This window comes from Myxococcus qinghaiensis (assembly GCF_024198215.1).
Lineage (GTDB): Bacteria > Myxococcota > Myxococcia > Myxococcales > Myxococcaceae > Myxococcus > Myxococcus qinghaiensis.
The window spans coordinates 132,839-157,725 of record NZ_JAKCFA010000027.1; the positions used below are offsets into that span (position 1 = coordinate 132,839).

At 69.3% G+C, this 24,887-nt stretch carries 20 protein-coding genes; 7 read left to right on the forward strand and 13 right to left on the reverse strand.

Features of this window, described 5'->3' with window-relative positions:
* Positions 1-227 precede the first annotated feature (227 nt).
* Positions 228-3,299, reverse strand: a complete 3,072-nt coding sequence (locus LZ199_RS38130; protein WP_253998715.1) for a poly(A) polymerase — start codon at positions 3,297-3,299, stop codon at positions 228-230.
* Between the two features lie 114 nt (positions 3,300-3,413).
* Entirely contained in the window at positions 3,414-4,778 is a 1,365-nt protein-coding gene (locus LZ199_RS38135) for a BamA/TamA family outer membrane protein (RefSeq protein ID WP_253998716.1), read from the reverse strand.
* A 171-nt stretch (positions 4,779-4,949) separates the two neighbouring features.
* Between LZ199_RS38135 and LZ199_RS38140 the strand changes: the two genes are divergently transcribed.
* Positions 4,950-5,681, forward strand: coding sequence for a M90 family metallopeptidase (locus LZ199_RS38140; RefSeq protein ID WP_253998717.1), 732 nt, complete (start codon positions 4,950-4,952; stop codon positions 5,679-5,681).
* A 64-nt stretch (positions 5,682-5,745) separates the two neighbouring features.
* Positions 5,746-6,696 (forward strand): type I pantothenate kinase, encoded by a 951-nt coding sequence (coaA, locus tag LZ199_RS38145; protein ID WP_253998718.1) that lies wholly within the window; start codon positions 5,746-5,748, stop codon positions 6,694-6,696.
* On the opposite strand, the gene LZ199_RS38150 is transcribed toward coaA, so the two are convergent.
* Positions 6,697-8,274 (reverse strand): DUF1570 domain-containing protein, encoded by a 1,578-nt coding sequence (locus LZ199_RS38150; RefSeq protein WP_253998719.1) that lies wholly within the window; start codon positions 8,272-8,274, stop codon positions 6,697-6,699. It lies immediately after the preceding gene.
* A gap of 202 nt (positions 8,275-8,476) precedes the next feature.
* Between LZ199_RS38150 and LZ199_RS38155 the strand changes: the two genes are divergently transcribed.
* A complete protein-coding gene (locus LZ199_RS38155; protein WP_253998720.1) occupies positions 8,477-10,735 on the forward strand; it encodes a zinc-dependent metalloprotease in 2,259 nt (752 codons plus the stop codon).
* 34 nt (positions 10,736-10,769) lie between these two features.
* Here the strand turns inward: LZ199_RS38155 and LZ199_RS38160 are convergent, their stop codons facing one another.
* Together LZ199_RS38160 and LZ199_RS38165 are read right to left on the reverse strand one after the other, a co-directional pair.
* The gene (locus LZ199_RS38160; protein ID WP_253998721.1) at positions 10,770-11,225 is read right to left on the reverse strand and encodes a GNAT family N-acetyltransferase; all 456 of its coding nucleotides are present in this window, start codon (positions 11,223-11,225) and stop codon (positions 10,770-10,772) included.
* A 41-nt stretch (positions 11,226-11,266) separates the two neighbouring features.
* Entirely contained in the window at positions 11,267-11,428 is a 162-nt protein-coding gene (locus tag LZ199_RS38165) for a hypothetical protein (RefSeq protein WP_253998722.1), read from the reverse strand.
* Between the two features lie 72 nt (positions 11,429-11,500).
* Between LZ199_RS38165 and LZ199_RS38170 the strand changes: the two genes are divergently transcribed.
* Positions 11,501-12,364, forward strand: coding sequence for an NAD-dependent protein deacetylase (locus tag LZ199_RS38170; protein ID WP_253998723.1), 864 nt, complete (start codon positions 11,501-11,503; stop codon positions 12,362-12,364).
* 15 nt (positions 12,365-12,379) lie between these two features.
* On the opposite strand, the gene LZ199_RS38175 is transcribed toward LZ199_RS38170, so the two are convergent.
* Positions 12,380-13,285 (reverse strand): LysR family transcriptional regulator, encoded by a 906-nt coding sequence (locus LZ199_RS38175; protein WP_253998724.1) that lies wholly within the window; start codon positions 13,283-13,285, stop codon positions 12,380-12,382.
* Positions 13,286-13,391: 106 nt separating this feature from the next.
* Here LZ199_RS38175 and LZ199_RS38180 point away from each other — a divergent pair, with 106 nt between their 5' ends.
* The 3 genes from LZ199_RS38180 to LZ199_RS38190 are packed head-to-tail and all read left to right on the forward strand — an operon-like array spanning position 13,392 to position 16,288.
* The gene (locus tag LZ199_RS38180; RefSeq protein ID WP_253998725.1) at positions 13,392-14,591 is read left to right on the forward strand and encodes an MFS transporter; all 1,200 of its coding nucleotides are present in this window, start codon (positions 13,392-13,394) and stop codon (positions 14,589-14,591) included.
* Positions 14,588-15,646 carry an SDR family oxidoreductase gene (locus tag LZ199_RS38185; RefSeq protein ID WP_253998726.1) on the forward strand — a complete coding sequence of 353 codons (1,059 nt, stop codon included), beginning with the start codon at positions 14,588-14,590 and terminating at the stop codon, positions 15,644-15,646. The genes LZ199_RS38180 and LZ199_RS38185 overlap by 4 nt, the downstream gene beginning before the upstream one ends.
* Positions 15,647-15,691: 45 nt before the next feature.
* Entirely contained in the window at positions 15,692-16,288 is a 597-nt protein-coding gene (locus tag LZ199_RS38190) for an HD domain-containing protein (protein WP_253998727.1), read from the forward strand.
* A gap of 13 nt (positions 16,289-16,301) precedes the next feature.
* Here the strand turns inward: LZ199_RS38190 and cysI are convergent, their stop codons facing one another.
* Genes cysI through LZ199_RS38225 form a run of 7 tightly spaced genes read right to left on the reverse strand, consistent with a single transcriptional unit; the run spans position 16,302 to position 24,716 of the window.
* On the reverse strand, positions 16,302-17,993 hold the full coding sequence (cysI, locus tag LZ199_RS38195) for an assimilatory sulfite reductase (NADPH) hemoprotein subunit (protein ID WP_253998728.1): 1,692 nt from the start codon (positions 17,991-17,993) through the stop codon (positions 16,302-16,304).
* A 24-nt stretch (positions 17,994-18,017) separates the two neighbouring features.
* Complete coding sequence (locus LZ199_RS38200) at positions 18,018-19,859, reverse strand: assimilatory sulfite reductase (NADPH) flavoprotein subunit (protein WP_253998729.1); 1,842 nt, start codon at positions 19,857-19,859, stop codon at positions 18,018-18,020.
* Complete coding sequence (locus LZ199_RS38205) at positions 19,856-21,589, reverse strand: GTP-binding protein (protein WP_253998730.1); 1,734 nt, start codon at positions 21,587-21,589, stop codon at positions 19,856-19,858. Before LZ199_RS38205 ends, LZ199_RS38200 begins: the two co-directional genes overlap by 4 nt.
* Positions 21,589-22,506, reverse strand: a complete 918-nt coding sequence (gene cysD, locus LZ199_RS38210) for a sulfate adenylyltransferase subunit CysD (protein WP_253998731.1) — start codon at positions 22,504-22,506, stop codon at positions 21,589-21,591. The genes LZ199_RS38205 and cysD overlap by 1 nt, the downstream gene beginning before the upstream one ends.
* Positions 22,499-23,299 (reverse strand): uroporphyrinogen-III C-methyltransferase, encoded by an 801-nt coding sequence (gene cobA, locus LZ199_RS38215; RefSeq protein ID WP_253998732.1) that lies wholly within the window; start codon positions 23,297-23,299, stop codon positions 22,499-22,501. Before cobA ends, cysD begins: the two co-directional genes overlap by 8 nt.
* Positions 23,296-23,952: a precorrin-2 dehydrogenase/sirohydrochlorin ferrochelatase family protein gene (locus tag LZ199_RS38220; protein WP_253998733.1), complete on the reverse strand. Its 657-nt coding sequence runs from the start codon at positions 23,950-23,952 to the stop codon at positions 23,296-23,298. The genes cobA and LZ199_RS38220 overlap by 4 nt, the downstream gene beginning before the upstream one ends.
* Before the next feature lie 14 nt (positions 23,953-23,966).
* On the reverse strand, positions 23,967-24,716 hold the full coding sequence (locus tag LZ199_RS38225; RefSeq protein WP_253998734.1) for a phosphoadenylyl-sulfate reductase: 750 nt from the start codon (positions 24,714-24,716) through the stop codon (positions 23,967-23,969).
* Positions 24,717-24,887: the final 171 nt, after the last annotated feature.

Here is a 24,887-nt window from a genome sequence, read left to right on the forward strand (position 1 = left end):
CACACGGGTAATAGAAGCCCGCCTTCGTGGACTGCTGGCGGCTGCCAATGGCTTGGGAACCGTCGGACTCCGACATGATTCCGCCGCATGCCAGCAGGACCAGTGAGGCCACCGCGGCGGTCATCGCACCACTCCAACGCTTGCCCATACAGCCTCCACGAAAGGAGGCGTGGAGACTAATCGTTGTCTTTGTGAAAAAGCTCAGACCTTGCCAATTCGTGACAAGGTCAGGTCTGCGGGTCCATGCCGCCCCTGTGGTTTCCCCGCAGCCACTCCACCTGGAGCGACGTGTCTTCGGGGCGGTGCGGCCACTCCAGATAGGACGCGCGGAAGGACTCCACTGCCTCGACGAGCGGGCTGCCTGGCTTCCAGACCAGTGCGCTCGCGTCCTGGGCCTCCCGGGTGCTCAGGCCGATGAGGACGGGGCCCTTGCCGGGTGTGGCCTGCAGTGGGCGTACGGCGAGCCGCCGGTCACCTTCCAGCCGGTAGACCAGGGCCGTGAGATGGCCGAGGACCCAGCCCATGGCGGCTTCATGGGCCTCGGGCGAGGGCGCTTCGACGGACAGGCGCAGGTGGGTGGGCAGGTCCTGGGTGGAGTCGAGCGGCTGGAACAGCGCCTCCCATGCCAGGGGCGAACCCGAGGCACGCGCTTCGGCCACGAGCTTCCCCGCGCGAGCCCACTCGTCCTTCAGGACGCGGAACGTGGAGCGCGACACGTTGCGCGCGGTGTTCCGAGCGGGAGCCGCCGGTGCGATGACGGGCAGCAGGTCCCGCTTGCCATCCGGACGGTAGCGCGCGGTCTCCGGAGTGAGGGCCACGGGCTGCGGCCAGGGCCACGAGGCGAACGTCCCGAAGAAGTGGGCGAGCAGCTCCGTGTCACCCCGGACCGTGCCAGGCGCCACCCGCGTGCAGGCCCACGCCGCGAGCACCGTCCACGACAGCCCCCCGAGATAGCCGAGCGCATGGGAGTAGACGCCCCGCGCCTTGGCCCACGCCTTCACCGCGCGAAGCACGGTCCGGAAGCGCTCGCGCTGTCCTGCGTCGTCACCGAGTGCATCCAGCACCCCTTGCGTGTCCGCGAGCCCCAGGACGGAGCGGAGCCCCGCGGAATCAAGCGCCTCGCCATGCAGCGCCAGCAACGTGGAGGGCTCGCAAGCCGCCACACCTTCGGGACGGCTGGCATACGAGACATCGAAGCTCACGCCGTCCAGGACCAGCTTCACCAGGGGGATGGCCGCGTCGGCCACGAAGCGCGCGGCGCCGGGGGGCTCCGACTTCGCCAGCTCGCTAAGCAGCGCGTGCGCGAAGTCCTCACGAGACAGGGACGCAGGGCCAATGGCCACCGCGTCCACGTCGCTGTCCGGTCCATCCGTACCGAGCAGGGACGAACCGTAGGGGTGCAGCGTGGTCCCCACTCGCTCGCAGACTCCTTTCAGCCGATCCACGGCCTGGACCCTGGTCGCCCTGGCGGAGTCGGACGCTCCCGCGCCAATGGACGCGAGCACCGCGTGCAGCGTGGCGTCTTCCTGACCTCTCACGGGCTTGCCCAGGGGGATGCGGCGGACGACCTCGAACGGCGTGTCCCCCTTCCGCCGGATGATGCAGACCTCGCTGACCTCGAAGCGCAGGGGACGCCAGCCTCGCGCCCACGTGGCGAGCGTCCGCTCCTGCTCTCCGTCGTCCGAGCGGGGAAGCTGTCCCACGGAGAGGTGCGGTGTGAAGCCATGGCCCGGAGGCGCGCACTCGGGCACGGCGGCCACGAGCTTCGCGTGCAGCGCGGCCAGTGCGCCTCGGGGCTCGTCGTCCGGCCGAAGCCAGGCCGTCGAGTTGACGCGGTGCTCGAAGTGGTCGAACGCGGAGAGTGTCACCTCGAAGGGCTCGAGGTCGCGCAGGGTCTCCGCGAGCACGGCCTCTGCGGCGTCGAAGTCCTCTTCCGGGAGGAAGGGGTAGAGCAGGGTGACATGCGGCATCCACCGCTCGAACTTCGCGTCGTGCTTCTTGCGCAGCGCCTGGATGGAAGGCCAGGAGGTCTCCGGTGGAATGAGCACCACCGCCGTGTGGTGGACCCGCCGCTCCGCTCCTTGTGCGACGTCAGGTCGCGAGGAGACCGCTCGATGCAGGACGCAGCGGATGCCGAAGTGGTCCGATGCGAAGAGCGCGCCCCCCGCGGGTCCGGGAGCCCCGGCCAGCGGGGCCTCGCCGAAGAGCGAGATGGCGTCGGGCGCGAACCGACCCGAAGGGGACTTCACCAGCACGCGGTCCAGTCGTTGAAGTCGCCCGGACGTGGTGGTGAGCGCGGCCAGCGTGTTGAGCAGGGGGTTGTAGGTCTCCCCCGTCTCAGACGGCCGCAAGGTGGGCCACGCATCCACGAAGCCCGCCTGGGTGAAGGCCGCCGCTTCATCCTCGCCCGCGCCAAAGTTGAAATCACCGGCGAGCACGATGTCCGGTGCCCCGCCCTCGTCCGTGGCGCCCAACGAGCGGGCCCAGTCGAGCAGCGCCTGCACCTGCACGACGCGAGCGGCGGCCCCGGAGGACTCCCGATTGCTCGTCAGGTGCGGCGTGGCCACCCACAGCGAGCTGCCCGCCAGCCTCAGCTCACCAGCGATGATGCGCTTGTCCCGGGAGAAGACGCGTTGCCACACCGCCGCGAAGGGCAAGCGCGACAGGAGCACCTGTCCGTAGGTCTCCACGGTGCTCGCCACCGGGCCGTCCGACAGCCAGTAGTGCTCGCGCACCCACGACTCGGCGAGCAGCGCTTGCAGAAAGGGAGCGGTGACTTCCTGGAGGGCGATGACGTCCGCGTCCGTCTCTCGCAGCAGCTTCAGCGTCGCCGGAGTCCTGCGCTCGGTGTCCAGCTTCTCCGCGTCATACAAATCGAAGAGGACGTTGAACGTGGCGACGGTGAGCACGTCCGGTGTCGCCAGCACCTCGCTCGGGGCGGGGGAGGCCTTCGTCCACGCCGCCGCGCGTGCGTCGTACCGATACGAAGGCAGGGGCGTGAAGCCAGGAGCCGCGCTCGTCCGACGCGGGGCGGGCGCGGGCTCCTCGGTGGGGGACGCGGAGTGACTGAGCCGGTCGATGCGTTCCTTGCGGTCCCACATCACCTCGCGTCCGCGCTTGAAGTACCAGACGCGGTGCCACGGAATCTCCCCGTCCGGGACGAAGGCCTCGAAGGGCATCTCCTCCAGGGCCTCGCCGTGCGCGTCGTAGCCGATGACGAACTCGCGAGCCTCCAGGCGAGGGTCCCACCGGATGCGGTGGTACACCTCGCGGCTCGTCGTGAAGCGTTCCTGGGACATGGCGAGCACTCACAAGAGAAGGGGAACTTCGCTGACGACACCAGACCTGGAGCGCCACGGCCAGCGGAGGCGTCGCACCTGACGCCACGCCGCCAGCCCGGCTGACAGTCTGCTTCAGGACGGGTTCACTCCCGCCACCAGATAGAAACGGAACTCGCCCGAGTTGACGCCGTAGGCCGCGTCCACTCCCACCAGGGGCAGCACCAGGTTGCGCAGATAGAGCCGCAGCCCCGCGCCCACGCCCTGCGCCAGGGTGGCACCCTTCAGTCCGCTCCGGCTGTCGGGCAGGTAGCCGCGCACCACGCGTCCATTCACATCCCGCAGCTCGCGGTCCTCGGGCAGCTCGCGCCACACCATCAACCCGGTGTCGGAGAAGCCCACGCCCCGGAAGGACAGGGAGCGGATGGTGAAGAGGGGGAAGTGGTACTCGGCGATGAAGGACAGCCGGGTGTCGCCTCGGAACTGACGGTGGACGAAGCCCCGCAGGCCGTTGCCTCCCATCACCAGCTCCTGGTGGAAGGGCAGGTCCACGCCCGCGGCGGCTTCGCCCCGCAGCACCAGGTTGTGCTCCTCGAAGAGGCGCAGGCCATGGCGATACAGCAACCCGAAGCGCTCGTAGCGGAACTCGCTCCACACGCCCGGGTTCGACACTTCGTAGGACGCCTCCAGGTTGATGCCCTCCATCACCGCGTGGAGGTTCTGCCGCGTGTCGATTCCCACCATCAGGCGCAAGGAGGCATCGCGCTGCGACGGCCCGGTGGAGAACGCGGGCGTGGTGACCTCCTTCTCCGGGTCCGGGGACTTCGCGTCGATGCTCATCAGCCGGTACTTCACGGCGGCGCGCACGCGCTCGAAGAGCATCACCCCCACCTCGCTGGAGATGGACGCCGAGTTGATGCGCGTCCGGCGCACGACTGTCGGGTCCTCCTGTCCCGCTCCAGGCTGGTACTCGTCCATGCGGTCGCTGCGAAGCTGGCCCTCCAGGCTGAAGCGCAGCTGCGGCAGGCCGAACAGGTTCGGGTCCAGGTAGCCGGCGAAGATGCCGCTCTCCGCGGTGCTCACCTGCGCGGCCGTCGCGAACTTCTTGGCGCGGCCCCAGAGGTTGTTCTCCGCGTACAAGAGGCCGCCGCCGACGTTGTCCGAGGACAGGGCGAAGGTGGGGGCCACCACCCAGGACGCCTTGTCCTCCACCTCCAGGATGAGGCGCACGCGGTTGGGGCCCGTGGGCTCGACTCGCGCCTTCACCTCCTGGAACAGGCCGGTGGCCACCAGCCGCCGCTCGACCTTGTCCAGCTCCTCGAAGGTGATTTCATCGCCTGCGTCGATGCGCGAATACGCGCGCACCGTCTCCGGGAGCGTCTTCTCGGGGCCTCGCACCACGACCTCGTCCACCACCTGCCCCGGCCCCTGCGCGCCCGCCTGCCCCGACAACAGGGCGATTCCCAGCGCCACGCACCACTTCGCCGCACGTCTGCTCATGACTCTTCGCACGTCCCGTGACTGCCTCGGGGCCGCCGGCCTGGACCCTCGGGGTCCACCCTACCGCCCCCGGTGCCCGGTGGGGCCACGGACTGTGGACAAGGAACTTCCGCGAAACATTTGGTATGCCTGTCCGCAGGAAGCCCTGGGAGTCCCCGGGGCGCCGACCGAATGACCGGCCTCTTCAGCCAGCTCCGGCGCCGACGTCTCATGCGTCGACCCTTTCCTCCCGACTGGCTCGGTCATCTCGACGCGCGAGTTCCCTTCTTCGCCACACTGTCGCCCGCGCTGCGCGAGGACTTCCTCTCCAAGCTGAAGGTCTTCGCCTGGGAGAAGGAGTTCATCGGCGCCGGCGGGCTGGAAATCACCGACGAGATTCGCGTCGTCGTGTCCGCCACCGCCGTGCAGCTCGTGGTGCACCTGGACCTGTCCTATTACGACCGGCTGCGCGAAGTCATCGTCTACCCCGACGCCTTCCTCCTTCCGGACCGCACCGGCGTGGTGCTCGGTGAGGCGAAGAACTGGGGCTCCGTCATCCTCTCCTGGGCGGCGGTGCTCGGCGGCCTGCGCAATCCGGACGACGGCCACGACACCGCCACGCACGAGTTCGCCCATGTCCTGGACCGCGCGGACGGCGCCTTCGATGGGACACCGAAGCTGCGCAGCTATTCGCACTATCGGACGTGGGCCGCGGTGATGAGCGAGCACTACCATGGCCTCCAGGAGGGGCGCCCCCGGGAGCGCCAGGTGCTGGATGACTACGGCGCCGTCAACGAGGCGGAGTTCTTCGCGGTGGCCACCGAGAACTTCTTCGAGCGCCCCGTGAAGATGCGCGAGAAGACGCCCGATTTGTATGAAGAGCTGAAGCGTTTCTACGGCTGGGACCCGGCTTCGGGCACCTGAGTCCGCGCGCGGACCGCGGCGCTGTGGTAGGCGCGGTATCAAGCATCCGGAGGAGAGACACTCAATGTCCGCACCCGCCGCGCCCTCGGTGTCCATGTTCGTCGAGCTGGAGCGCGAAGCCTGGCGGGCGCTGCGCGAGTCCACCCCGTTGACGCTCACGACGGAGGACCTGGACGGCCTGCGCGGCCTGGGGGAGCGCCTGGACCTGGAAGAGGTCTCGGATGTCTACCTGCCTCTGTCGCGGTTGCTGAACCTCCAGGTGGCCGCGGCGCAGCGGCTGTGGATGGAGCAGCAGGCGTTTCTGGGCGGCTCCACGAGCAAGGTGCCGTTCATCATCGCCATCGCAGGCAGCGTGGCAGTGGGCAAGAGCACCACGGCCCGCATCCTCCAGGCCCTGCTCGCCCGGTGGCCGGACCACCCGCGCGTGGAGCTGGTGACGACGGACGGCTTCCTCTTCCCCAACCGCGTCCTCACCGAGCGCGGGCTGATGAAGCGCAAGGGCTTCCCGGAGAGCTATGACCGGCGCGCGCTGGTGCGCCTGCTCGCGGAGCTGAAGGCGGGGCGTGCGGAGGTGACGGCGCCCGTCTACTCCCACCTCGTCTACGACGTCGTGCCCGACGAGGCGAAGGTCATCCGCCAGCCCGACATCCTCATCCTGGAAGGACTCAACGTCCTCCAGTCCGGAGCCACCGGGCAGCGGGTGCCACACACGTTCCTGTCGGACTTCTTCGACTTCTCCATCTACGTGGACGCGAGCGAGCAGGACATCCGCCGCTGGTACGTGGACCGCTTCCTGCGGCTCCAGCAGACGGCGTTTCGCGACGAGCGCAGCTACTTCCGCCGCTACTCGGACCTGACGAAGGAGGAGGCCGTGGACATGGCCGAGTCCGTGTGGGGCGACATCAACGGTCCCAACCTGGCGCAGAACATCGCGCCCACGCGCTCGCGCGCCCGGCTCATCCTGCTCAAGGGCCCGGACCACAAGGTGAAGCGCGTGCGGCTGCGCAAGCTCTAGTCACGGCGTCGGAGCGGACGTCCTGCACAAGGAGCCGTCCTCCAGGCCCGCGAGGCGCACGCGCAGCCGCGTCTTCAGCGTCGAATCCTCCTGCTCCTGGGTCAGCCCCATGGCCCGCTGCTCCAACTGGAGCGCCTCCGCGCAGCGGCCCTGTCCGGCCAGCGTCATCGCGAGCGTGTCCAGGGCGGGCGTGCTCCAGGGCGCGAGCGCGACGGCCCACTGCGCCAGGGGCAGGGCCTCCTCGAAGCGGCCCTGGGTGACGTACAGCCACGCCAGTCCGCTCGCCGCGTAGCTGCTCCGGGGCGCCAGCTCGAGGGCCTTCTTGAGTGCGGCCTCGCGCTCCTCGGCGGTGTCCCTGTCGGGCTCCAGCGCCGCCGCCAATAGCAGCCACGCCTCGCTCTCGTCGGGGTGGGCGCTCACGGCGGTCCTCGCGAGCGCGAGTCGCTCCTCGGGCGAGGACTCCTGCTGCTTCACCGAGAGGGCTGGCAGTCCCGTCGGGTCCAGCCGCAGCGCCTCCTTCAGCTCCTGCCGCGACAGCTTGCGGCGGTTGCGCACCAGGGACTCCTGCTGCGCCATGTGCGCGCCGAGCGCGGCCAGCTTCGCGCGGGATGCGTGGACCTCCGCGTCGTCCAGCACGCGCTCGATGAAGGCCGTGCTCGTCGTCGGTACCGCCACCTGGTGGCGTGACGCGGCGCGGATGTCTCGCACGTAGTCCAGCAGTGTCTGGTCCAGGGAGTCGCTCTCCAGCTCGGGCAGGGCCTGGCGCTGCGCCACCCGCGGGTCGACACCTTGGCCGAGCAGCGTCTGGTATTGCGTGAAGCGCTCGGGGCGGGTGTGTCGCAGCCAGTGCACCATCAGCCAGCTGCCGGCGTACATGATGCCGATCTCCCGCTCCTGCGCCTCCGCGTCCAGGCCGGGTTGCCAGTCGAGCACCCTGCGCATCATCACCGCGGGATGGACGCTGTCCACCGAGCGCTTCAGTATCGACCGCATCATGTAGGCCGCGCTCCAGTTGGGCGTGCCGAGCACCGCGCGCTTGCCGCCGTCCGACAGGCGCAGCGTCTCCAGATACTCGGACAGTCCTTCGGACAACCACAGCGGCTGGCGCTGCATGACATACGTGCTGAGGTAGTGGGCGAGCTCGTGATTGAGCCGGGAGGAGGAGTCCTCTGACAGCCCGGAGTACTGCTGGGACCACTTCGCGGGCGGGCCGGACAGGACGATGAGCGCCTCGGTGTCCGACTTGTAGAAGAACGCGCGCACGCGGCGGGGATAGAGGCCCTCGAATTCCCGCGGGTCCGCCAGGACATAGACGAGCACCTTCGCCATCTCCTGGCGGAGCGCACCGGGCCACATGCCGGCGAGCAGCGCGACGCGCGTGTGCTCCAGGACGCTCATGGCCTCGCGGGCCTGCTCGGGTGGCAGGTCCGTGCGCAGCGTGTAGTGCTCGCTGTCCAGCTCCACCCACGCACGTCCGTCCTCACCCGGGCAGCGGGTGAAGCGGGGACCCACGACACAGCCCCAGGAACCCGACATCAGGCTCATGAGCAGGACTGCCATCACCACGCTGGGGCGCACGGCGCACACGCTCCTCATCCAGCCCCGCGAGACATCGCGAGGACCTCCCGAGTGTATCCCGTGTGGCCGCATGTCCAGCGCGCGGGCCCTTGCGTGAAGTGGCCCGCTCCCTGCGTCGATATGCCGTGGGATTGTCCGCGTTTTCCAGCCCGTCGCGCGGCCGGCCCGTGGCGTCACCGATGTCTTGCTGGGGGAAATCCCAATGTCGACTCAAGGTCTGGCCACGTGGCGTGGTCTCCTGGCCGTGCTCTGCGCGCTCGCGTGGGTGTCCTCGGGATGTGCCGATGAAGTCCGGTCATCCGAGGACTTGCCCGCCGTGGTGCTCGAAGGTCCCCTCGTCGCCGTCCCCAGGACACTGGAGGCGGGCTCGCTCCAGCGTCTGCGGGAGGGCCTCGGCTCCGTTGCTCCGGGACTTCAAGGCTCGGAGCCCGGAACGTTCTATCTGGCCCTGCGCAAGAGCGAGCTGGGCAAGCGCTGGTTCATGTCCGTCTACCTCCAGCAGAGCTACCCGGAGGACCTCGCCGGCAACGGCGGCTCCTCGCTGGGCGTTCGCGTGGTGTCCTTCCGGGAGCAGAACGGCAAGCTGTATGCCTTTGACGTGGATGACACGAAGGTCCGCAGCACGCTCTACACTCCGGAAGAAATCGTCGAGGCGTGGCCGCTCGTCGACGACCACCCGGGCTTCAAGCGCCTGCCTGGCGCGGACCAGTACCTCCTCTTCGACCCCGCCGCCGGACTGGACCGGGTGATGGGCATGGATGCGCTGTCTCAGGAGCTGTACGGCCCCGCGTTCGAGGTGGAGCTGGGTTTCGCGCAGCGCTTCCTCGCCCTGAAGGACGGCGTGTCCTTCGAGAAGGTCTTCACCGGCCACGGCTACTCCTTCGACGAAGTCACGTACTGGCCGGAGCCGACCCCGATTCGTGTCACGGCGACGGTGGGTGTCGCCCTGCGGCGCTATCAGGAGGGCGAGGGATTCACGCCCACGCCGCGCCCTGCTCGCGAGCATTACTTCCGGAGCGCGCCTCGCATCGTCCCCGACTCCGGAGGCCTCACCGAGCAGTCGACGCGGAAGTGGAACATCCGCCCTGGCATGAAGCCGATTGTCTGGGTGATGAGTGACACGCTGAAGGGGACGCTCACGGACCCGCGCTACCGGGATTACGACGTCATCGGCGCGGTGAAGCGGGGCGTGGAGAACTGGAACCAGGCCTTCGGCTTCCCCGTCTTCACCGCGCGCATGGCGCAGCCCGGGGAGTCCTTCAGCGACGACGACAAGAACTTCATCCTCTTCGACCCGGACCCGTCCTACGCCTTCGCCTTCGCCAACACGCGCTCCAATCCGAACACCGGAGAGACGCTCGGCGCGAGCGTGTACATGAACGTCTCCTGGTTGGACCGCGCCATCGAGGTCATCCACGGCATGCCCTCCGTGGCGGAGGTTCCAGCGCCGCTCGCTCCGGGCACGAAGGCCATCCAGCTCTCGTGGAATGGCATGGCGGCGGCGCCAATGTGTGATTGGCGAGTCGCCGACCTGGAGGCGAACTTGCCCGGCCCTGGGGGCTGGGTGACGTCACTCACGAGCGCTGGTGGCTCGCTGACGCCGCAGCAGCGTGTGGAGCGGTTCTTCACGTATGTGGTGATGCATGAAGTCGGACACACGCTCGGCCTGCGGCACAACTTCAAGGGCTCACTCGGGCTGCCGTCGTATTCGGTGATGGAGTACGCCTGGGCGCCGGAGCAGGAGCTCCGAGGCGGAGAGGTGGGGCCCTATGACGTGGCGGCCGTTCGCTACCTGTATGGACTGTCCTCCACGCTTCCTCAGGAGCCGTTCTGCACGGACGAGGAAACCCGGCGGGACCCGGACTGCACTCGCTACGACGCCACCGCGGTGCCGCTGGAGCTGTTCCATGGCGCGGCCTATCAAGCATCCCTCCAGGCCGCGCTGAAGCAAGGGGGCGCGCAGCCCGATGACACCATGCTCAATGGGGTCCAGCAGTACGTGCGCGCGGGCCGGTCCTCCACCGAGCGGGTTCGCGCCTGGAACATCTTGTTCGAGGGATTGCAGGCGCCCATTCCTCCAGACGTGCTGGCGGCCTACCCGGGCTATGGCGCGGTCGCCGACGCGATGGCCCGCCGTGTCCTCCAGCGCCTCTACCTGGATGACATCTCCCTGCTGGGCTCCATCTGGACGCCCGTGCGCCCGGACCCGGTGTTGACGCCGCTGGTGCTCGCGCAGCTTCGCGCCAACCTGCTCAACCTGGATGGTGTGCGGACCTTCGCCACGCGAAGGGTGATGGTGAGCATCCTGAAGCAGCTCCAGACGTACGAGGCCTTCGCCATCCTGCGTGAGGCACGACTGGCACTGGAGGCCCAGCTCCCCGGCCTCTCCGGTCAGGAGCTGCTCGCGGCGGAGGACCTGGCGGCGCGCGTCCACCAGGCCACGTCACCGTACTTCCTCTAGCCGCGCGCTTCGGAGGCCCCGGGCGTCGGGGCGCTCAACGGCGAGGACGGCGGACCATCTCGATGTGCGGGATGCCGTCCTCGTCGTAGATGTCACCTTCCGCGACGAAGCCGAGGCTTGTGTAGAAGGCCCGCAGGTATTCCTGCGCGGAGATGCGGATGTCCGAGCCGGGGTAGAGCGCTTCGAGCCGGACGATGCCTCGCTCCGTCAGCTCGCGGCCCAGGCCCCGGCCTCGTGCCTTGGGCGACGTCACCACGCGGCCCAGGCTGGTGGCTCCCGGGAACTTCACGTCGGGAGGGAGGACGCGCAGGTAGGCGGCCAGGAGGGGGCCCTCATGGGCGAGGAGGTGGTCCGCGCTCCTGTCCAGTCCGTCCACGTCCAGGTAGAGCGACTTCTGCTCCACCACGAACACCTCCTGCCGCAGGGCGAGCACGTCATACAGCTCGTCCAGCGTCAGCTCCGAGAACGCCTTCCATTGCCAGTTCGGCATGCGCAAGGCGTCTACCACGGATGCGCGTTCCGCGCGGCGGCTCAGGTGGGGCGGGACTCGTTGCTGGGAAGCTCCGACAACAACACGTTGAGCGCGTCCACCTCCTGCGGCACCAGGTGCTGGTCACTTGTCTGGAGCCGGCCGAGCTGCGCCGACTTGAGCAGTAGCCCGGCCGCTGGCCTGCCCCGCGGGGTGGGAGGCACGGTCGACGCCTGGACGGGCCCGAAAGGGGAGTCTGGGCAAGGCGCCGGGGAGGCCATTATACGTAGGCCGCCATGACCTCTCCGTCGCAGACGTCGCTTGTTCCCGGGGCCAGCCAGGATGTGGATGCGCTGGTCTCGCTGCTGCGAGGACGGCGCACCGTGGTGCTCACCGGCGCCGGATGCAGCACCGAGTCAGGCATCCCGGACTACCGGGGGCCAGGAACACGGGCCCGCGCGCGCAATCCCATTCAGCACCGGGAGTTCCTCCAGCGTCCCGAGGTGCGGGCTCGCTACTGGGCCCGGAGCCTGCTCGGCTGGCCCCGGTTCGCCGCCGCCCACCCGAATCCCGCGCACCAGGCGCTGGCGGCCCTGGAGCGGAGCGGGCATGTACCAGGGCTCATCACCCAGAACGTGGACCGGCTCCACCACGCAGCGGGCAGCTCACGCGTCATCGAGCTGCACGGCGCCCTGGCGCGGGTGCGTTGTCTGGACTGTGGGATGCAGGAGGCGCGAGTGGAGCTCCAGACGCGTCTCCTGTCGCTGAACCCGGACTTCGCCCACGAGGTGCTGGAGCTGCGGCCGGACGGCGACGCGGAGCTGTCTTCAGAGGCGCTCCAGTCCTTCCAGGTGCCGGCGTGCGTGAGCTGCGGGGGGACGCTGAAGCCGGACGTGGTGTTCTTCGGTGACAACGTGCCCGCGCCCACGGTGGCGGACGCATTCGCCCTGCTGGAGGAGGGAGACGCGCTGCTGGTGGTGGGCTCGTCGCTCGCCATCTACTCCGGCTATCGCTTCCTGGTGCGCGCCGTCGAGCGCCACGTGCCCATCGCCATCGTCAACATTGGCGAGTGTCGTGGTGTGGAACTGGCGGACCTGTGCGTGGAGGCGAGCGCTGGTGACGTGCTGCCGCGACTGGCCCAGGCGCTGGCTCGAAGCTGAAGACTCCGTCGCGCCTCAGGGCAGGCGCACGTGCGTGGTGAGGTAATCCACGAAGGCCCGCACGCGCGCGGGCAGGTGTCCGCCCTGGCTCAAGAAGAGGGCGTGGATGGCCTCCGTGTCGCCCGGGTTGTGCTCCTCCAGCACGGCCACCAGGTGGCCCGCGTCCAGGTCGTCCTTCACCTGGAAGCGCGCCAGCCGCGCCAGCCCCACTCCCGCCAGCACGAGCTGTCTCAGCGCCTCCCCATCGCTCGCCTGGACGTTGCCGACCGGGGCGAGAGAGAGCTGCGAGGAGGACTCCGTCAGCGGCCAGCCCTCGATGGCTCGCGCGTAGCTGAATCCCAGCCGGTTGTGTGACGCCAGCTCTCCCGGCGTCTTCGGCACGCCCTGGCGCTTCAAGTAGTCCGGCGAGCCGACGATGACCATCCGCGTCTCACCCAGCCGGCGCGCGGTGAGCTGGGAGTTCTTGAGCTGCCCGTTGCGAATCGCCACGTCCGTGCGTTCATCGAGCAGGTCGATGAGCTTGTCCGTCAGCGTGAGGTCCACCGTCACCGAGGGATATCGCGCGAGGAAGCCAGGCAGCAGGGGGATGAGGATGCAGCGCCCGAAGGCCGGGTTGGTGTTGACGCGCAGCCGTCCACTTGGCGCGTCGCTCGCGGCGGCCCCGCGCTCAGCTTCGTCGAGCTCGCCGAGGATTCGCACGCTGCGCTCATAGAAGCCGCAGCCCTCCGGGGTGAGCTGGAGCGAGCGCGTGGAACGGTTGACCAGCCGGGCTCCCAGCCGCTGCTCCAGTCGGGCCACCAGCTTGCTCACCGCCGATGGCGTCATCCGGAAGGCCCTCGCCGCGGCGGAGAAGCCTCCCAGCTCCACCACCTTCACGAAGACTTCCATCTCTCCGAAGCGATTGACGTCCAGACGAGCCATGGTGAGCCGAACTCACAAGTCCTATTCCGCACGTCGCTCTACCGCAGCGAATTCGTGCCGTCCATACAAGGGCCCATCCAACTTCTTCACGGGAGGGCCGCGAATCATGCCGCTGGCCTTGTTCGCATTGACCGCGGGCGCCTTTGGAATCGGCGTCACGGAGTTCGTCATCATGGGCTTGTTGCTGGAGGTGGGCACCGACCTGGGAGTCTCCATCTCCACGGCCGGCCTGCTCATCTCCGGCTACGCACTGGGCGTCGTGGCCGGAGCCCCCGTCCTTACCGTGCTGACGGGCCGCTGGTCCCGCAAGCACGTGCTCTTGGGGCTGATGGTCATCTTCACGCTGGGCAACGTCTTCTGCGCGCTGGCGCCCACCTACGGCACGCTGATGGCCGCGCGCGTGCTGACCGCGCTCTCGCACGGGACGTTCTTCGGCGTGGGCTCCGTGGTGGCCACGGGCCTGGTGCCGGCGGACAAGCGCGCGTCCGCCATCGCCATCATGTTCACCGGCCTGACGGTGGCCAACATCCTCGGCGTGCCGCTGGGCACGTGGCTGGGGCAGTCGCTCGGGTGGCGCTCGACGTTCTGGGCCGTGGCGCTGATTGGCGTGCTCGCCGTGGCGGTGATTGCGCTGTTCGTCCCTCGTGACGAGGTGGCACCCGAGGCGAGCGACTGGCGCGCGGACCTGAGAGCCCTGGGCCGACGGCCGGTGTTGCTGGGGCTCTTGACGACGGTGCTCGGCTTCGCGGGGGTGTTCACCGTGTTCACCTTCATCGCGCCCCTCCTGACGCGGCTCAGCGGCTTCTCGCCGTCGGCGGTGTCTCCCATCCTGCTCGTGTTCGGCGGTGGGCTGGTGGTGGGCAACCTGGTGGGCGGAAAGCTCGCGGACCGGCGGCTGGTGCCCGCCATCCTCGGCACCCTCGCGGTGCTGGCGCTGGTGCTGTTCGGGATGACCTTCGTCCTGCATGACCGCGTCCTCACCGTCATCGCGGTGGGCCTGTTCGGCGCGGCGGCCTTCGCCACCGTGCCACCGCTCCAGATGTGGGTGCTGGAGAAGGCGGAAGGGGCCGGCCAGAGCCTGGCGTCGAGCCTCAACATCGGCGCCTTCAACCTGGGCAACGCGCTGGGTGCCTGGTTCGGCGGCGTCATCATCGACCGGGGCCCTGGACTGGGCGCCGTCACCTGGGTGTCCGCGCTGGTGCCCGTGTCCGCCATCCTCGTCGTGCTGGTGGCGCTGCGCCTGGAGTCTCGCGAGCGACGCCTGGATGCGCCAGGGGCGCGAGTGCTGCAAGGGGGTGTGTCATGAGCGCCCCCGACAAGGTCGCCCTCGTGGTGGGGGCGCAAGGGGTCATCGGTCGCAACCTCATCGAGCACCTCGCGTCACTGGGAGACTGGGAAGTCATCGGCCTGTCTCGACGAGGCGGCCCTGCTTCCGAGCGTGTGCGGCACGTGCAGGTGGACCTGCTCGACGCGGAGGACACCCGGGTGAAGCTGGCGGCCCTGGGCCACGTGACGCACGTGTTCTACGCCGCGTATCAGGAGCGGCCGACGTGGGCGGAGCTGGTTGCCCCCAACCTCGCGATGCTCGTCAACGTGGTGGAGGCCATCGAGCCGGTGGCGAAGGGCCTGCGCCACGTCAGCCTCATGCAGGGCTACAAGGTCTACGGCGCGCACCTGGGGCCTTTCAAGACGCCAGCGCGGGAGACGGACCCGGACCACATGCCGCCCGAGTTCAACGTGGACCAGCAGCGCTTCCTCGAACAGCGGCAGAAGGGCAAGGCGTGGACGTGGACCGCGCTGCGCCCGTCGGTGGTGGGAGGCGTCGCGCTCGGCAACCCGATGAACCTGGCCCTGGTGATTGCCGTCTATGCGTCCATCTCCAAGGAGCTGGGACTGCCGCTGCGCTTCCCTGGCAAGCCGGGCGCATACCACTCGCTCTTGGAGATGACCGACGCGGGGTTGCTCGCGAAGGCGACGGTGTGGGCGGCGACGGAGGCGCGCTGCGCGAACCAGGCCTTCAACATCAACAACGGGGACCTGTTCCGCTGGAGCGAGCTGTGGCCGAAAATCGCGCGCTACTTCGAGCTGGAGGTCGCGCCGCCGCTGCCGATGTCGCTCGACGTCGTCATGGCTGACAAGGCGCCGCTGTGGAAGGCCATGACGGCGAAGCACGGGCTGGCGAAGCACTCCTACCAGGACGTGTCCTCGTGGCGCTTCGGCGACTTCGTCTTCTCGTGGGACTACGACATGTTCGCGGACGGCACCAAGGCACGCCGCTTCGGCTTCCACGAGTTCGTCGACACCGAGGCCATGTTCCTGCGCCTCTTCGACGACTTCCGTCGCGCGAAGGTCATCCCCTGAGCCTTGGGGGTTGAGCGCGCCTGGGGTGTGGGGAACAATCCCCGCATGGCTCAGGGCGACGGAATGCAGCAGGTCATCGGCTTCATCCTGGAGTTGGACAAGCTCAAGGGTGTGACTCGCAAGGTGAAGCCGCTGGGGCTTGCTCGCTACGAGAACTCCGCGGAGCACAGCTGGCAGCTGGCCATGCTGGCCCTCTCGCTGTCCCAGCACGCGCAGCCGGGCATCGACCTGGACCGCGTGGTCCGGATGCTCCTGGTGCACGACGTGGGAGAAATCGACACCGGCGACACGCTGGCCTTCGTCGAGGGCGGCTGGAAGGAGCGCAAGGCGGCGGAGCTGGCGGCGGCGGAGCGCATCTTTGGCCTGCTGCCGCCACCTCACGGTCCCGCCTTCCTGGCGTCGTGGAAGGAATTCGAAGCGGGGGAGACCGCCGAGGCTCGCTATGCCAATGCGGTGGACCGCGCGATGCCGGTGCTGCTGAACCTGGCCAACGAGGGGCAGAGCTGGCGGGAGAACGGCATCAGTCATGCGCGGGTGGTGGCGCGCATCGCTCCTCCCATCCAGGCAGGTTGCCCTGCCTTGTGGGAGTACCTGGAGGGCCGACTCGAAGAGGCCCGCCAGCGTGGCTTGTTCGGCGCGTGAGCGGAGGCGTCGCTCAGGTGGCCTGTGGCGCGCGGGAGGGGGACGCGGGGACGTGCCCCGCCCGCACCAGGTAGTCGCCGAAGCCCTCACCCTGCTGTCGTTCGCGCGCATACCCCGCGAACAGCGGCTCCAGCACCTCGAGGATGGTCGCCTCGTCGATGTTCTCTCGCACGAGCCGGTTGAGTCGCTGGCCGCGCGCATCTCCGCCCAGGTGCAGGTTGTAGCGACCCGGGGCCTTGCCCACGAGGCCAATCTCCGCGAGGTAGGGCCGCGCGCAGCCATTGGGGCAGCCCGTGATTCGCAGCATGATGTTGGCGTCCTGGAGGCCATGGGCCTGAAGCCGCGACTCCACGCGCTCCACGAAGGTCGGCAGGTAGCGCTCGGCCTCGGCCATGGCCAGTCCACACGTGGGCAGCGCCACGCAGGCGAGCGCGTTGCGCCGCAGCGGGCTGGAGGTCCGGAAGCTCTCCAGTCCATGGGCCCGGACAATCGCGTCGATGTGCGACTTGGATTCGGGCGGGACGCCAGCGATGACGAGGTTCTGGTTGGGCGTCAGCCGGAAGTCGCCCCCATGTATCTGGGCAATCTCGCGCAGCCCCGTGAGGTGCGGCGCGCCAGGCCGGTCCGCGATACGGCCGCTGTCCAGGTGCAGTGTCAGGTGCCAGCGCCCGTCATGGCCCTCCCGCCAGCCGAAGCGGTCTCCGTTGTGCTCGAAGGTGAAGGGCCGCGTGGGCTCCAGCGCGAAGCCGAGCCGGTGCTCCAGCTCCTCCTTGAACCAGGCGACTCCCCGGTCCTCGAGGACGTACTTCAGGCGCGCGCGCTTGCGATTGCCCCGGTCTCCGAAGTCGCGGTGGATTTTCAGCACCTCCTCGGCCACCACGAGCATCCGCTCGGGAGCCACGAAGCCCAGGACATCCGCCAGCCTTGGGAAGGTGTTGGCGTCACCGTGCGTCGCGCCCAGGCCTCCACCCACCGCGACGTTGAAGCCCTGGAGGACGCCGTCCTCGATGATGGCGATGTAGCCCAGGTCCTGCGCGAACAGGTCCACGTCGTTCTCGGGCGGCACCGCGACGGCGGCCTTGAACTTCCGGGGCAGGTAGGTGGCGCCATACAGCGGCTCCTCCTCGCCGCCCGCCACCTTCTCCTCGTCCAACCACAGCTCGTAGTACGCGCGAGTCTTGGGCAACAGGTGCTCGGACAGGCGCACCGCCCAGCCGTACACCACCTCATGGACGCGGGTGTCCACGGGGTTGGGGTTGCACAGCACGTTGCGATTGACGTCGCCGCAGGCGGCCAGCGTGTCGATGAGGGACGCGTTGATGCGGGCAATCGTCGGCTTGAGGTCTCCCTTGAGGATGCCGTGCAACTGGAACGCCTGCCGCGTGGTGATGCGCAGGGTGCCGTTGGCGTGCTCTCGCGCGAGCCCGTCCATGACGAGCCACTGCGCCGCGGTGCACACGCCTCCGGGAAGACGGGTGCGCAGCATGAAGCTGTAGTCCGGCTCCAGCTTCTGCTGTCGACGCTCCTCGCGAATGTCCCGGTCGTCTTGCTGATAGCTGCCGTGGAACTTGATGAGGCTGGTGTCCGGCGTGGCGATGGCGCCCGTCACGGGGTCCGCCAGGCTCTCCGCCAGGGTCCCCCGCAGCAGTCGACTGTTCGCCTTGATGTGCTCCACTTCGGAGAGAGGCTTGGGCTGGGTGCTCATGTCTTTGCTCACAGGCGGAAGGATTCAGTAGACGTCACGCAGGTAGCGCCGCTCGTCGCGGAGTGTCTTCAGCCAGTCCTCGGCGTCCTCTCGGCTCCTGCCACCGTGCTCGGCGATGACGTCCACCAGGGCGGCGTGGACATCCGGGGCCATGCGCTGGGCATCGCCGCAGACGTAGAGGTGGGCGCCGCCCTCCAGCCAGGAGTAGAGCTCCTTGCCGGACTCGCGCAGTCGGTGCTGCACATAGACCTTCGCCGCCGTGTCTCGGGAGAAGGCCAGCGACAGCTTGTGGAGCGTCTTCTTCTTCAGCGCCTCCTGCCACTCCGACTGGTAGAGGAACTGGCTGCGGAAGTGCTGATCTCCGAAGAACAGCCAGTTGCGTCCGCGCGCGCCGACCTCCGCGCGCTCCTGCACGAAGGCCCGGAAGGGCGCCACGCCTGTGCCAGGGCCAATCATCACCACGTCCCGGTCCAGGTCCTCCGGCAGCCGGAAGCGCTCGTTGCGCTCCACGAAGACCCGCACGGATTCCGCGTCCGCTCCGCGCGTGGCCAGATGGGACGACGCGGCCCCGAGGTGACGCTCACCGAAGGCGGTGTAGTCGACCACCGCCACCGTGAGATGCGCCTCCTCGCCCACCCGCTTGGGGCTGGAGGCAATCGAGTACAGCCGGGGTGTCTGCTTGCGCAGCGCGAACACCAGCTCCTTCGCGCTCCAGGGCGCGGGGTGCTGGCGAAGCACGTCGATGACCTGATGGCTCTTGAGGAGCGCGCGGAACGAATCCGCTCCCGTGGGCGCCAGCAGGGACTGGAGCACCGTGCTCGCGCCGAGCGTGGCGTGGCGCTCCAGGAAGGGCCGGCTCAGGCGCGTCAGCTCCAGGCCCTCCGAGAGCCAGACCGCCAACGGCTGCGTCTTCCCGTCGCGCGTCACGGGCTCGGCGCCATCCAGCCGCTGCTGCCTCAGGACGGCGTCCACCAGTTCCGGAGGATTGGGCGCCCACACGCCCAGGGCGTCGCCCGGTGCGTACTCCAGGCCGGAACCTTCGAGGGAAATCTCGACGTGGCGGACGTCCTTGAGCGCACCCCTTCCGGTGATGCGCTGATTGATGAGCACCGTCGCGGAGAAGGGTGCTTCCTTGCTGAAGGTGGGCGCGGTGGCGGCGCCTCGCAGCGGGACGACGGTGGCGACGGTGGACGTGCGGGGCTCGATGGCTTCGCGGGCCCGCGCGAGGGTCTGGTCCAGCCAGCCCGCGGCGATGGGCTCGAAGTCCAGGTCGCAGTCGGCGCGGTCCACCAGCCGCGTGGCACCCAGCTCCGACAGCCGCGCATCGAGCGCCCGTCCCACCTCGCAGAACTTCGGATAGCTGGAGTCTCCGAGTCCGAGCACCGCGTAGCGCAGTCCCTCCAGTCGAGGCGCGCGCTTGCCCAGCAGGTGCTCACAGAACCCGCGCGCGTCGTCGGGCGGGTCTCCATCTCCCTGCGTGCTGATGACCACGGCCAGCAGCTTCTCGCGCGCCATCTCTCGCACCGGATACTCACTGGCTCGGATGATGCGCACGGGAAGGCCGGTGCTCTCCGTCTGGTGCTTGAGTCGCTCCGCGACCAGCCGGCTGTTTCCCGTCTGCGTGCCGTAGACGATGGTGAGCGGCGCGGCGGGAGTCGCCGTGGGTGCCACGCTGACGGCGCCTGTCGTAGGCGTCACGCCGGGTCGTGCCGCGAGGCCCGCGGCATAGCCGCTCAGCCAGTGCAGCGCCGCCGCGTCCAGCCCCGCCACCAGTTCGAGCAGCCGTGCGCTCTTCTCCGCGCCCAGCAACGTGTCGATGAAGGGCGGCGGGGACAGGCTGAGATTGCCAGGAGAGGAGGCGCTCATGTTCCGCTCTCCGGTGTCGCGGTGAGGCGCCGCACCCACTGCTCCGGGGCTTCGGCGTCCTCCAGCTCCCACCAGCCCGTGCCCGCGTCATGGGCCTCCTCACGCAGCGCGCGCCGGACCTGCGGCGCCTCCGCGTACACCAGGGCGAACAGGCCCGCGCGAGCCAGGGCCAGGGCCACCTCCACGTCACCGGAAACGGTGGCCACGTGGCGGCCCAGGTTGAACAGCTCGCGCTCCAGCGCGAAGGCGCGACTGGCCGCATCGGGTGTGGCGGGGAGCAGGACCACGGCGCCCGCCTGGCCCAGTCGCCCATGCCGCTCGGCGTTCGTGACGAGCGACACCCCGGCACGCGACGTGGACTCCGCGGGGCCCAGCACCATGCCCGCGCCCACCGTGTCGTGGGTGAGCGCATCGATGACGATGAAGGCTCCCGTGCGCCGGTTCTCCTGGTACGGGTCGCACAGCAGGGGACGGCGGCACACCAGCCGGACGCGGCCGATGTCGTTGAGCGCCAGCGACTCCGAGGGCACCTCCGCCAGCTCCTCCAGGTCCTTGCGCCACAGCACGCGCTCGAACTGCGCGGGCGCGGTGCGGGTGGTCTGCTTCACCAGGTAGCGGCGCGTGACGTCCAACGGCTGCTCGCCGAACCACACCAGCATCGCGTCCAGGTGCTGCAACGACAGGGGCGGCTGGTCCACATGGGACAGCAAGTCGCCTCGGCTGGCGTCCACCTCGTCCGCGAGCCGCAGCGTGACGGAGTCCGTCGCGGAGGCTTCCTCCTTGGGGCCGTCGAAGGTGTCGATGGACTGCACGCGCGTCCTGCGCCCCGAGGGCAACACCTGCACCTCGTCACCCACGCGCACCGTGCCGGACGCCACCTGTCCCGCGAGCCCCCGGTAGTCCTGGTGGGGCCGCAGCACGTACTGCACGGGGAAGCGGAAGGGCGCGCCATCCAGCCGGCGCTGGTGCGGCAGCGACTCCAGCCAGCCCAGCAGCGTGCCTCCCTCGTGCCACGGCGTGCGAGGACTGGGGCGGGTGATGTTGTCGCCCCGGCTGGCGCTGACGGGGAACAGGCGCACGCCCTCGAAGCCCAGCGTGTGCGCGAAGTCCGCCAGCTCGGAGCCGATGCGCTCGAACGTCGCGCGCTCGTAGCCCACCAGGTCCATCTTGTTCACCACCACCGCGAGGTAGGGGATGCCCAGCAGCGAGGCGATGTACGCATGGCGGCGTGTCTGCGGCAGCACACCCAGCCGCGCATCCACCAGGATGACGCCCGCGTCCGCCGTGGAGGCGCCCGTGGCCATGTTGCGCGTGTACTGGAGGTGCCCCGGGGTGTCCGCGATGATGATCTTCCGGCGCGACGTGGACAGGTACCGATACGCCACGTCGATGGTGATGCCCTGCTCGCGCTCGGCGCGCAGGCCGTCCGTGAAGAGGGAGAAGTCCAGCTCTTCGTCGTCACCGGCGCCCGCCGCGGCCTTGAGGCCCTGGGCCAGCAGCTCCGGAGGAATCTCCGTGCGAGCCGCCGCCCGCTTCGCGCTGGCCCGTCTCACGGCGGAGATCTGGTCCTCGAAGAGGCCGTCGCACTCGTAGAGCAGCCGACCGATGAGCGTGGACTTGCCGTCGTCCACCGAGCCCACCACCGCGAGCCGCAGCAGGGCGCGGTGGGAGTGCTCGTCGAGGAGTCGCTGGATGTCTTGCTGCGGGACGGCCTGGAGTGCGGTGTCCATCAGAAGTACCCCTCGCGCTTCTTCAGCTCCATGGAGCCTTCTTCGTCGTGGTCGATGAGTCGGCCCTGGCGCTCGGACTGTCGCGCGTGGACCATCTCGTGGATGACGGCCTCCACCGTGGTGGCAGAGGACTCGATGGCGCCGCTGAGCGGGTAGCAGCCGAGCGTCCTGAACCGCACCCTCCGGAGCGTGGGCTTCTCTCCAGGGCGCAGGCGCATGCGCTCGTCATCCACCATCAGCAGCGTGCCGCCCCGGTCGATGACGGGCCTCTCGGCGGCGAAGTAGAGCGGCACCACCGGGATTTTCTCGCGCAGGACGTAGTGCCACACGTCCAGCTCCGTCCAGTTGGACAGGGGGAAGACGCGCATGCTCTCGCCTGCGTCCACGCGGCCGTTGAACAGGTTCCACAGCTCCGGCCGCTGTCGCCGCGGGTCCCACTGGCCATGCTTGTCGCGGAAGGAGAACACGCGCTCCTTGGCGCGGGACTTCTCCTCGTCGCGGCGGGCTCCGCCGAAGGCCGCGTCGAAGCCGTGCAGCGCGAGCGCCTCCAACAGCGCCTGCGTCTTCATCGCGTGCGTGTACTTCTGGCTGCCGTGGTCGAAGGGGTTGATGCCCTCGGCGAGCGCCTTCTTGTTTTGATGCACGAGCAGCCGCAGGCCGTGGCGCGCGACGAAGGAGTCTCTAAACGCGTACATGTCCCGGAACTTCCACGTCGTGTCCACGTGGAGCAGCGGGAAGGGCAGGGGCGCGGGGTGGAAGGCCTTGCGCGCCAGGTGCAGCAGCACCTGTGAGTCCTTGCCGATGCTGTAGAGCATCACCGGGTTGGCGAACTCCGCCACCGTCTCGCGGAGGATGTGGATGCTCTCCGCCTCCAGCTCCTCCAGGTGGGTGGAGCGTGCATGCGTCACATCAGTCATGTCCCGCCTCCGCGAACCGGGGGAGCGCTTCCCCCGCCGTCGTGTGATTCCCGGCCGCGAGCGTGGGCAGCCGCGCTCGCAGCGCGACGACCTCGCCAATCACCAGCAGGGCGGGAGAGCCCAGCCCGGCCTTGCGCGCCTCCTGGGCGATGTCTCCCAGGGTGGCCTCCACGACGCGCTGGTGTTCCCACGTGCCTGCCTCCACGAGGGCGGCGGGTGTGGAGGCGGCTCGGCCGGCGGTGACCAGCGCCGCCGTGGCCTCCTCCAGGCGGTTTCCCGCCATGAACAGCACCAGCGTCTGGGTGCGCGCGAGGAAGTCCCAATCCGGCGCGCCGCCCGCTCGGAACGCGGTGGCGAACGTCACCTCGCCGGAGACGTCCCGATGGGTGACGGGGATGCCCACCGAGGCAGGCACTGCGATGCCCGAGGAGATGCCGGGCACCACCTCGTAGGGGATGCGCGCGGCCTCCAGGGCCAGGGCCTCCTCGCCTCCGCGACCGAAGACGAACGGGTCTCCCCCCTTGAGACGCACCACGGTGCGGCCGAGCCTTGCCTGGGCGATGAGCACGGTGTGGATGTCTTCCTGGTGTACGGACTCGCCCCCGCCTTCCTTGCCCACGTAGATGAGTCGCGCATGGGGACGCGCGTGCTCCAGGACTCCGGGGTGGATGAGCCGGTCATGCACCACCGTGTCCGCCTCTCGCAGCAGGCGCGCCGCGCGCAGCGTGAGCAGCTCCGGGTCTCCAGGGCCCGCTCCCACCAGGTACACGCGACCTCTCGACGACTCCTTCATGTGAACTCTCCAGACGACTTGAAGGTCTTCAGTTCCGAACGGAGCCGAGCCACGGCGGCTCCACGCTCACCGCGCGCGAGCAGCGCGCCGAGCTCTCCCTCCACCAACCGCTTCAGCAGGCGCTGTCGCCCCGGGCCGCGAGGCAGCCGTCGGCGCAGCCAGCCGCTCAGCCTCGCCAGCCACACGTGGTGGGGTGCGACGTGGGCACCCAGCTCTCGTCGCAGGAGACGCGCCAGCGCGGGGGCCTGCCCTGCGGTGGAGACCGCCACGGTGATGGGGCCTCGTCGCTCCACGGAGGGCAGGGTGAAGTCACACAGCTCCGGCTCGTCCGCCGTGTTCACCCACAGGCCCAGCTCCCGGGCCTCGGCCGTGACACGTTGATTCACCTGGAGGTCATCCGTCGCGGCCAGCACCAGCGAGTGGCCGCGCACATCGCCCGGCGCATACGTCCGGGGCTCCCACTCCAGTCGGTCCTCGGCGGCCAGGCGTCGGAGCGTGTCGGTGACTTCGGGGGACACCAGGTGGAGTCGCGCTCCCGCTTCGAGCACGGCCAGGGCTCGGCCCTCGGCGATGGTGCCGCCGCCCACCAGCAGGACGCGACGGCCCTCCAGCCGAAGGCAGATGGGATAGTCGATGGGAGTGACGGTGGGCATGTTCGTGGTCCACGTCACCGAACGGGATGCAGGCCGCATTCGCTGTGCTCGCGCGACTCCCACCACCAACGGCCCGCGCGCTCGTCCTCGTACGGCTTCACCGCGCGGGTGCACGGCGCGCAGCCGATGGACGGGTAGCCCCGGTCGTGCAGCGTGTTGTACGGGACGGAGTTCGTCTGGATGTACGTCCAGACCTGCTGCCGGCTCCATCCCGCCAGCGGGTTGAGCTTGATGAGCCCACCGTGCTCGCGGTCGTGCTCGACGACGGCGACGTCCGTGCGGTTGATGGACTGCTCACGGCGCAGCCCCGTCACCCAGCCGTCGCGGCCGTGCAGCGCGCGTCGCAAGGGCTCCACCTTGCGGATGGCGCAACATTCCTTGCGCGCTTCGAGGCTCCGACGAAACGAGAAGTAGCCTTGTGCCGACTCCAGCGCCTCGACGCGGCCTCGCTCCGGGAAGTAGGTCTCCACCGGGATGCCGTAGCGATTGCGGACGACCTCGATGAGCTCGTACGTCTCCGGGGGCAAACGCCCTGTGTCGAGGGTGAAGACGCGCAGGCTGGGCGCGTGCTTGCGTGCCAGGTCGATGAGGACCATGTCCTCCACACCGAAGCTGGAGGCGATGGCGGCGCGCGCGCCGAGCCGCTGCTCCACCCAGACGAGAATCTCCTCGGCGGAGGCGGCTTCGAGCGAGGCGGCGTCCGCGAGCAGCGCCGCGGGCCCGTGGGCGATTCCGAGTGGAGGGGGGGACGACGAGGCGGACACGGTGGACTCCAGGGGATGAAAAACAAAAAGGCCCGCGCCTCTTTCGAGGGCGGGCCGCGCGAGCAGGGAGGTGGGGTGGTGCTGCTATCCACTCCTCGAGGCTCGGGGCCCGCCTTCAAGCGGACACACCGCACACGCACACGCCAGACAGCACGCACAGCGGGCCCCGTG

Excerpts from the sequence above, each read along its gene's own strand:
- LZ199_RS38155 (WP_253998720.1), top strand. The coding sequence starts at position 8,477 with ATGTCGACTCAAGGTCTGGCCACGTGGCGTGGTCTCCTGGCCGTGCTC.
- cysI (WP_253998728.1), bottom strand. The coding sequence starts at position 17,993 with ATGAGCACCCAGCCCAAGCCTCTCTCCGAAGTGGAGCACATCAAGGCG.
- LZ199_RS38140 (WP_253998717.1), top strand. The coding sequence starts at position 4,950 with ATGACCGGCCTCTTCAGCCAGCTCCGGCGCCGACGTCTCATGCGTCGA.
- LZ199_RS38190 (WP_253998727.1), top strand. The coding sequence starts at position 15,692 with ATGGCTCAGGGCGACGGAATGCAGCAGGTCATCGGCTTCATCCTGGAG.
- LZ199_RS38205 (WP_253998730.1), bottom strand. The coding sequence starts at position 21,589 with ATGGACACCGCACTCCAGGCCGTCCCGCAGCAAGACATCCAGCGACTC.
- LZ199_RS38175 (WP_253998724.1), bottom strand. The coding sequence starts at position 13,285 with ATGGCTCGTCTGGACGTCAATCGCTTCGGAGAGATGGAAGTCTTCGTG.
- LZ199_RS38180 (WP_253998725.1), top strand. The coding sequence starts at position 13,392 with ATGCCGCTGGCCTTGTTCGCATTGACCGCGGGCGCCTTTGGAATCGGC.
- coaA (WP_253998718.1), top strand. The coding sequence starts at position 5,746 with ATGTCCGCACCCGCCGCGCCCTCGGTGTCCATGTTCGTCGAGCTGGAG.
- LZ199_RS38135 (WP_253998716.1), bottom strand. The coding sequence starts at position 4,778 with ATGAGCAGACGTGCGGCGAAGTGGTGCGTGGCGCTGGGAATCGCCCTG.
- cobA (WP_253998732.1), bottom strand. The coding sequence starts at position 23,299 with ATGAAGGAGTCGTCGAGAGGTCGCGTGTACCTGGTGGGAGCGGGCCCT.
- LZ199_RS38185 (WP_253998726.1), top strand. The coding sequence starts at position 14,588 with ATGAGCGCCCCCGACAAGGTCGCCCTCGTGGTGGGGGCGCAAGGGGTC.
- LZ199_RS38200 (WP_253998729.1), bottom strand. The coding sequence starts at position 19,859 with ATGAGCGCCTCCTCTCCTGGCAATCTCAGCCTGTCCCCGCCGCCCTTC.
- LZ199_RS38160 (WP_253998721.1), bottom strand. The coding sequence starts at position 11,225 with ATGCCGAACTGGCAATGGAAGGCGTTCTCGGAGCTGACGCTGGACGAG.
- LZ199_RS38220 (WP_253998733.1), bottom strand. The coding sequence starts at position 23,952 with ATGCCCACCGTCACTCCCATCGACTATCCCATCTGCCTTCGGCTGGAG.
- cysD (WP_253998731.1), bottom strand. The coding sequence starts at position 22,506 with ATGACTGATGTGACGCATGCACGCTCCACCCACCTGGAGGAGCTGGAG.
- LZ199_RS38170 (WP_253998723.1), top strand. The coding sequence starts at position 11,501 with ATGACCTCTCCGTCGCAGACGTCGCTTGTTCCCGGGGCCAGCCAGGAT.
- LZ199_RS38130 (WP_253998715.1), bottom strand. The coding sequence starts at position 3,299 with ATGTCCCAGGAACGCTTCACGACGAGCCGCGAGGTGTACCACCGCATC.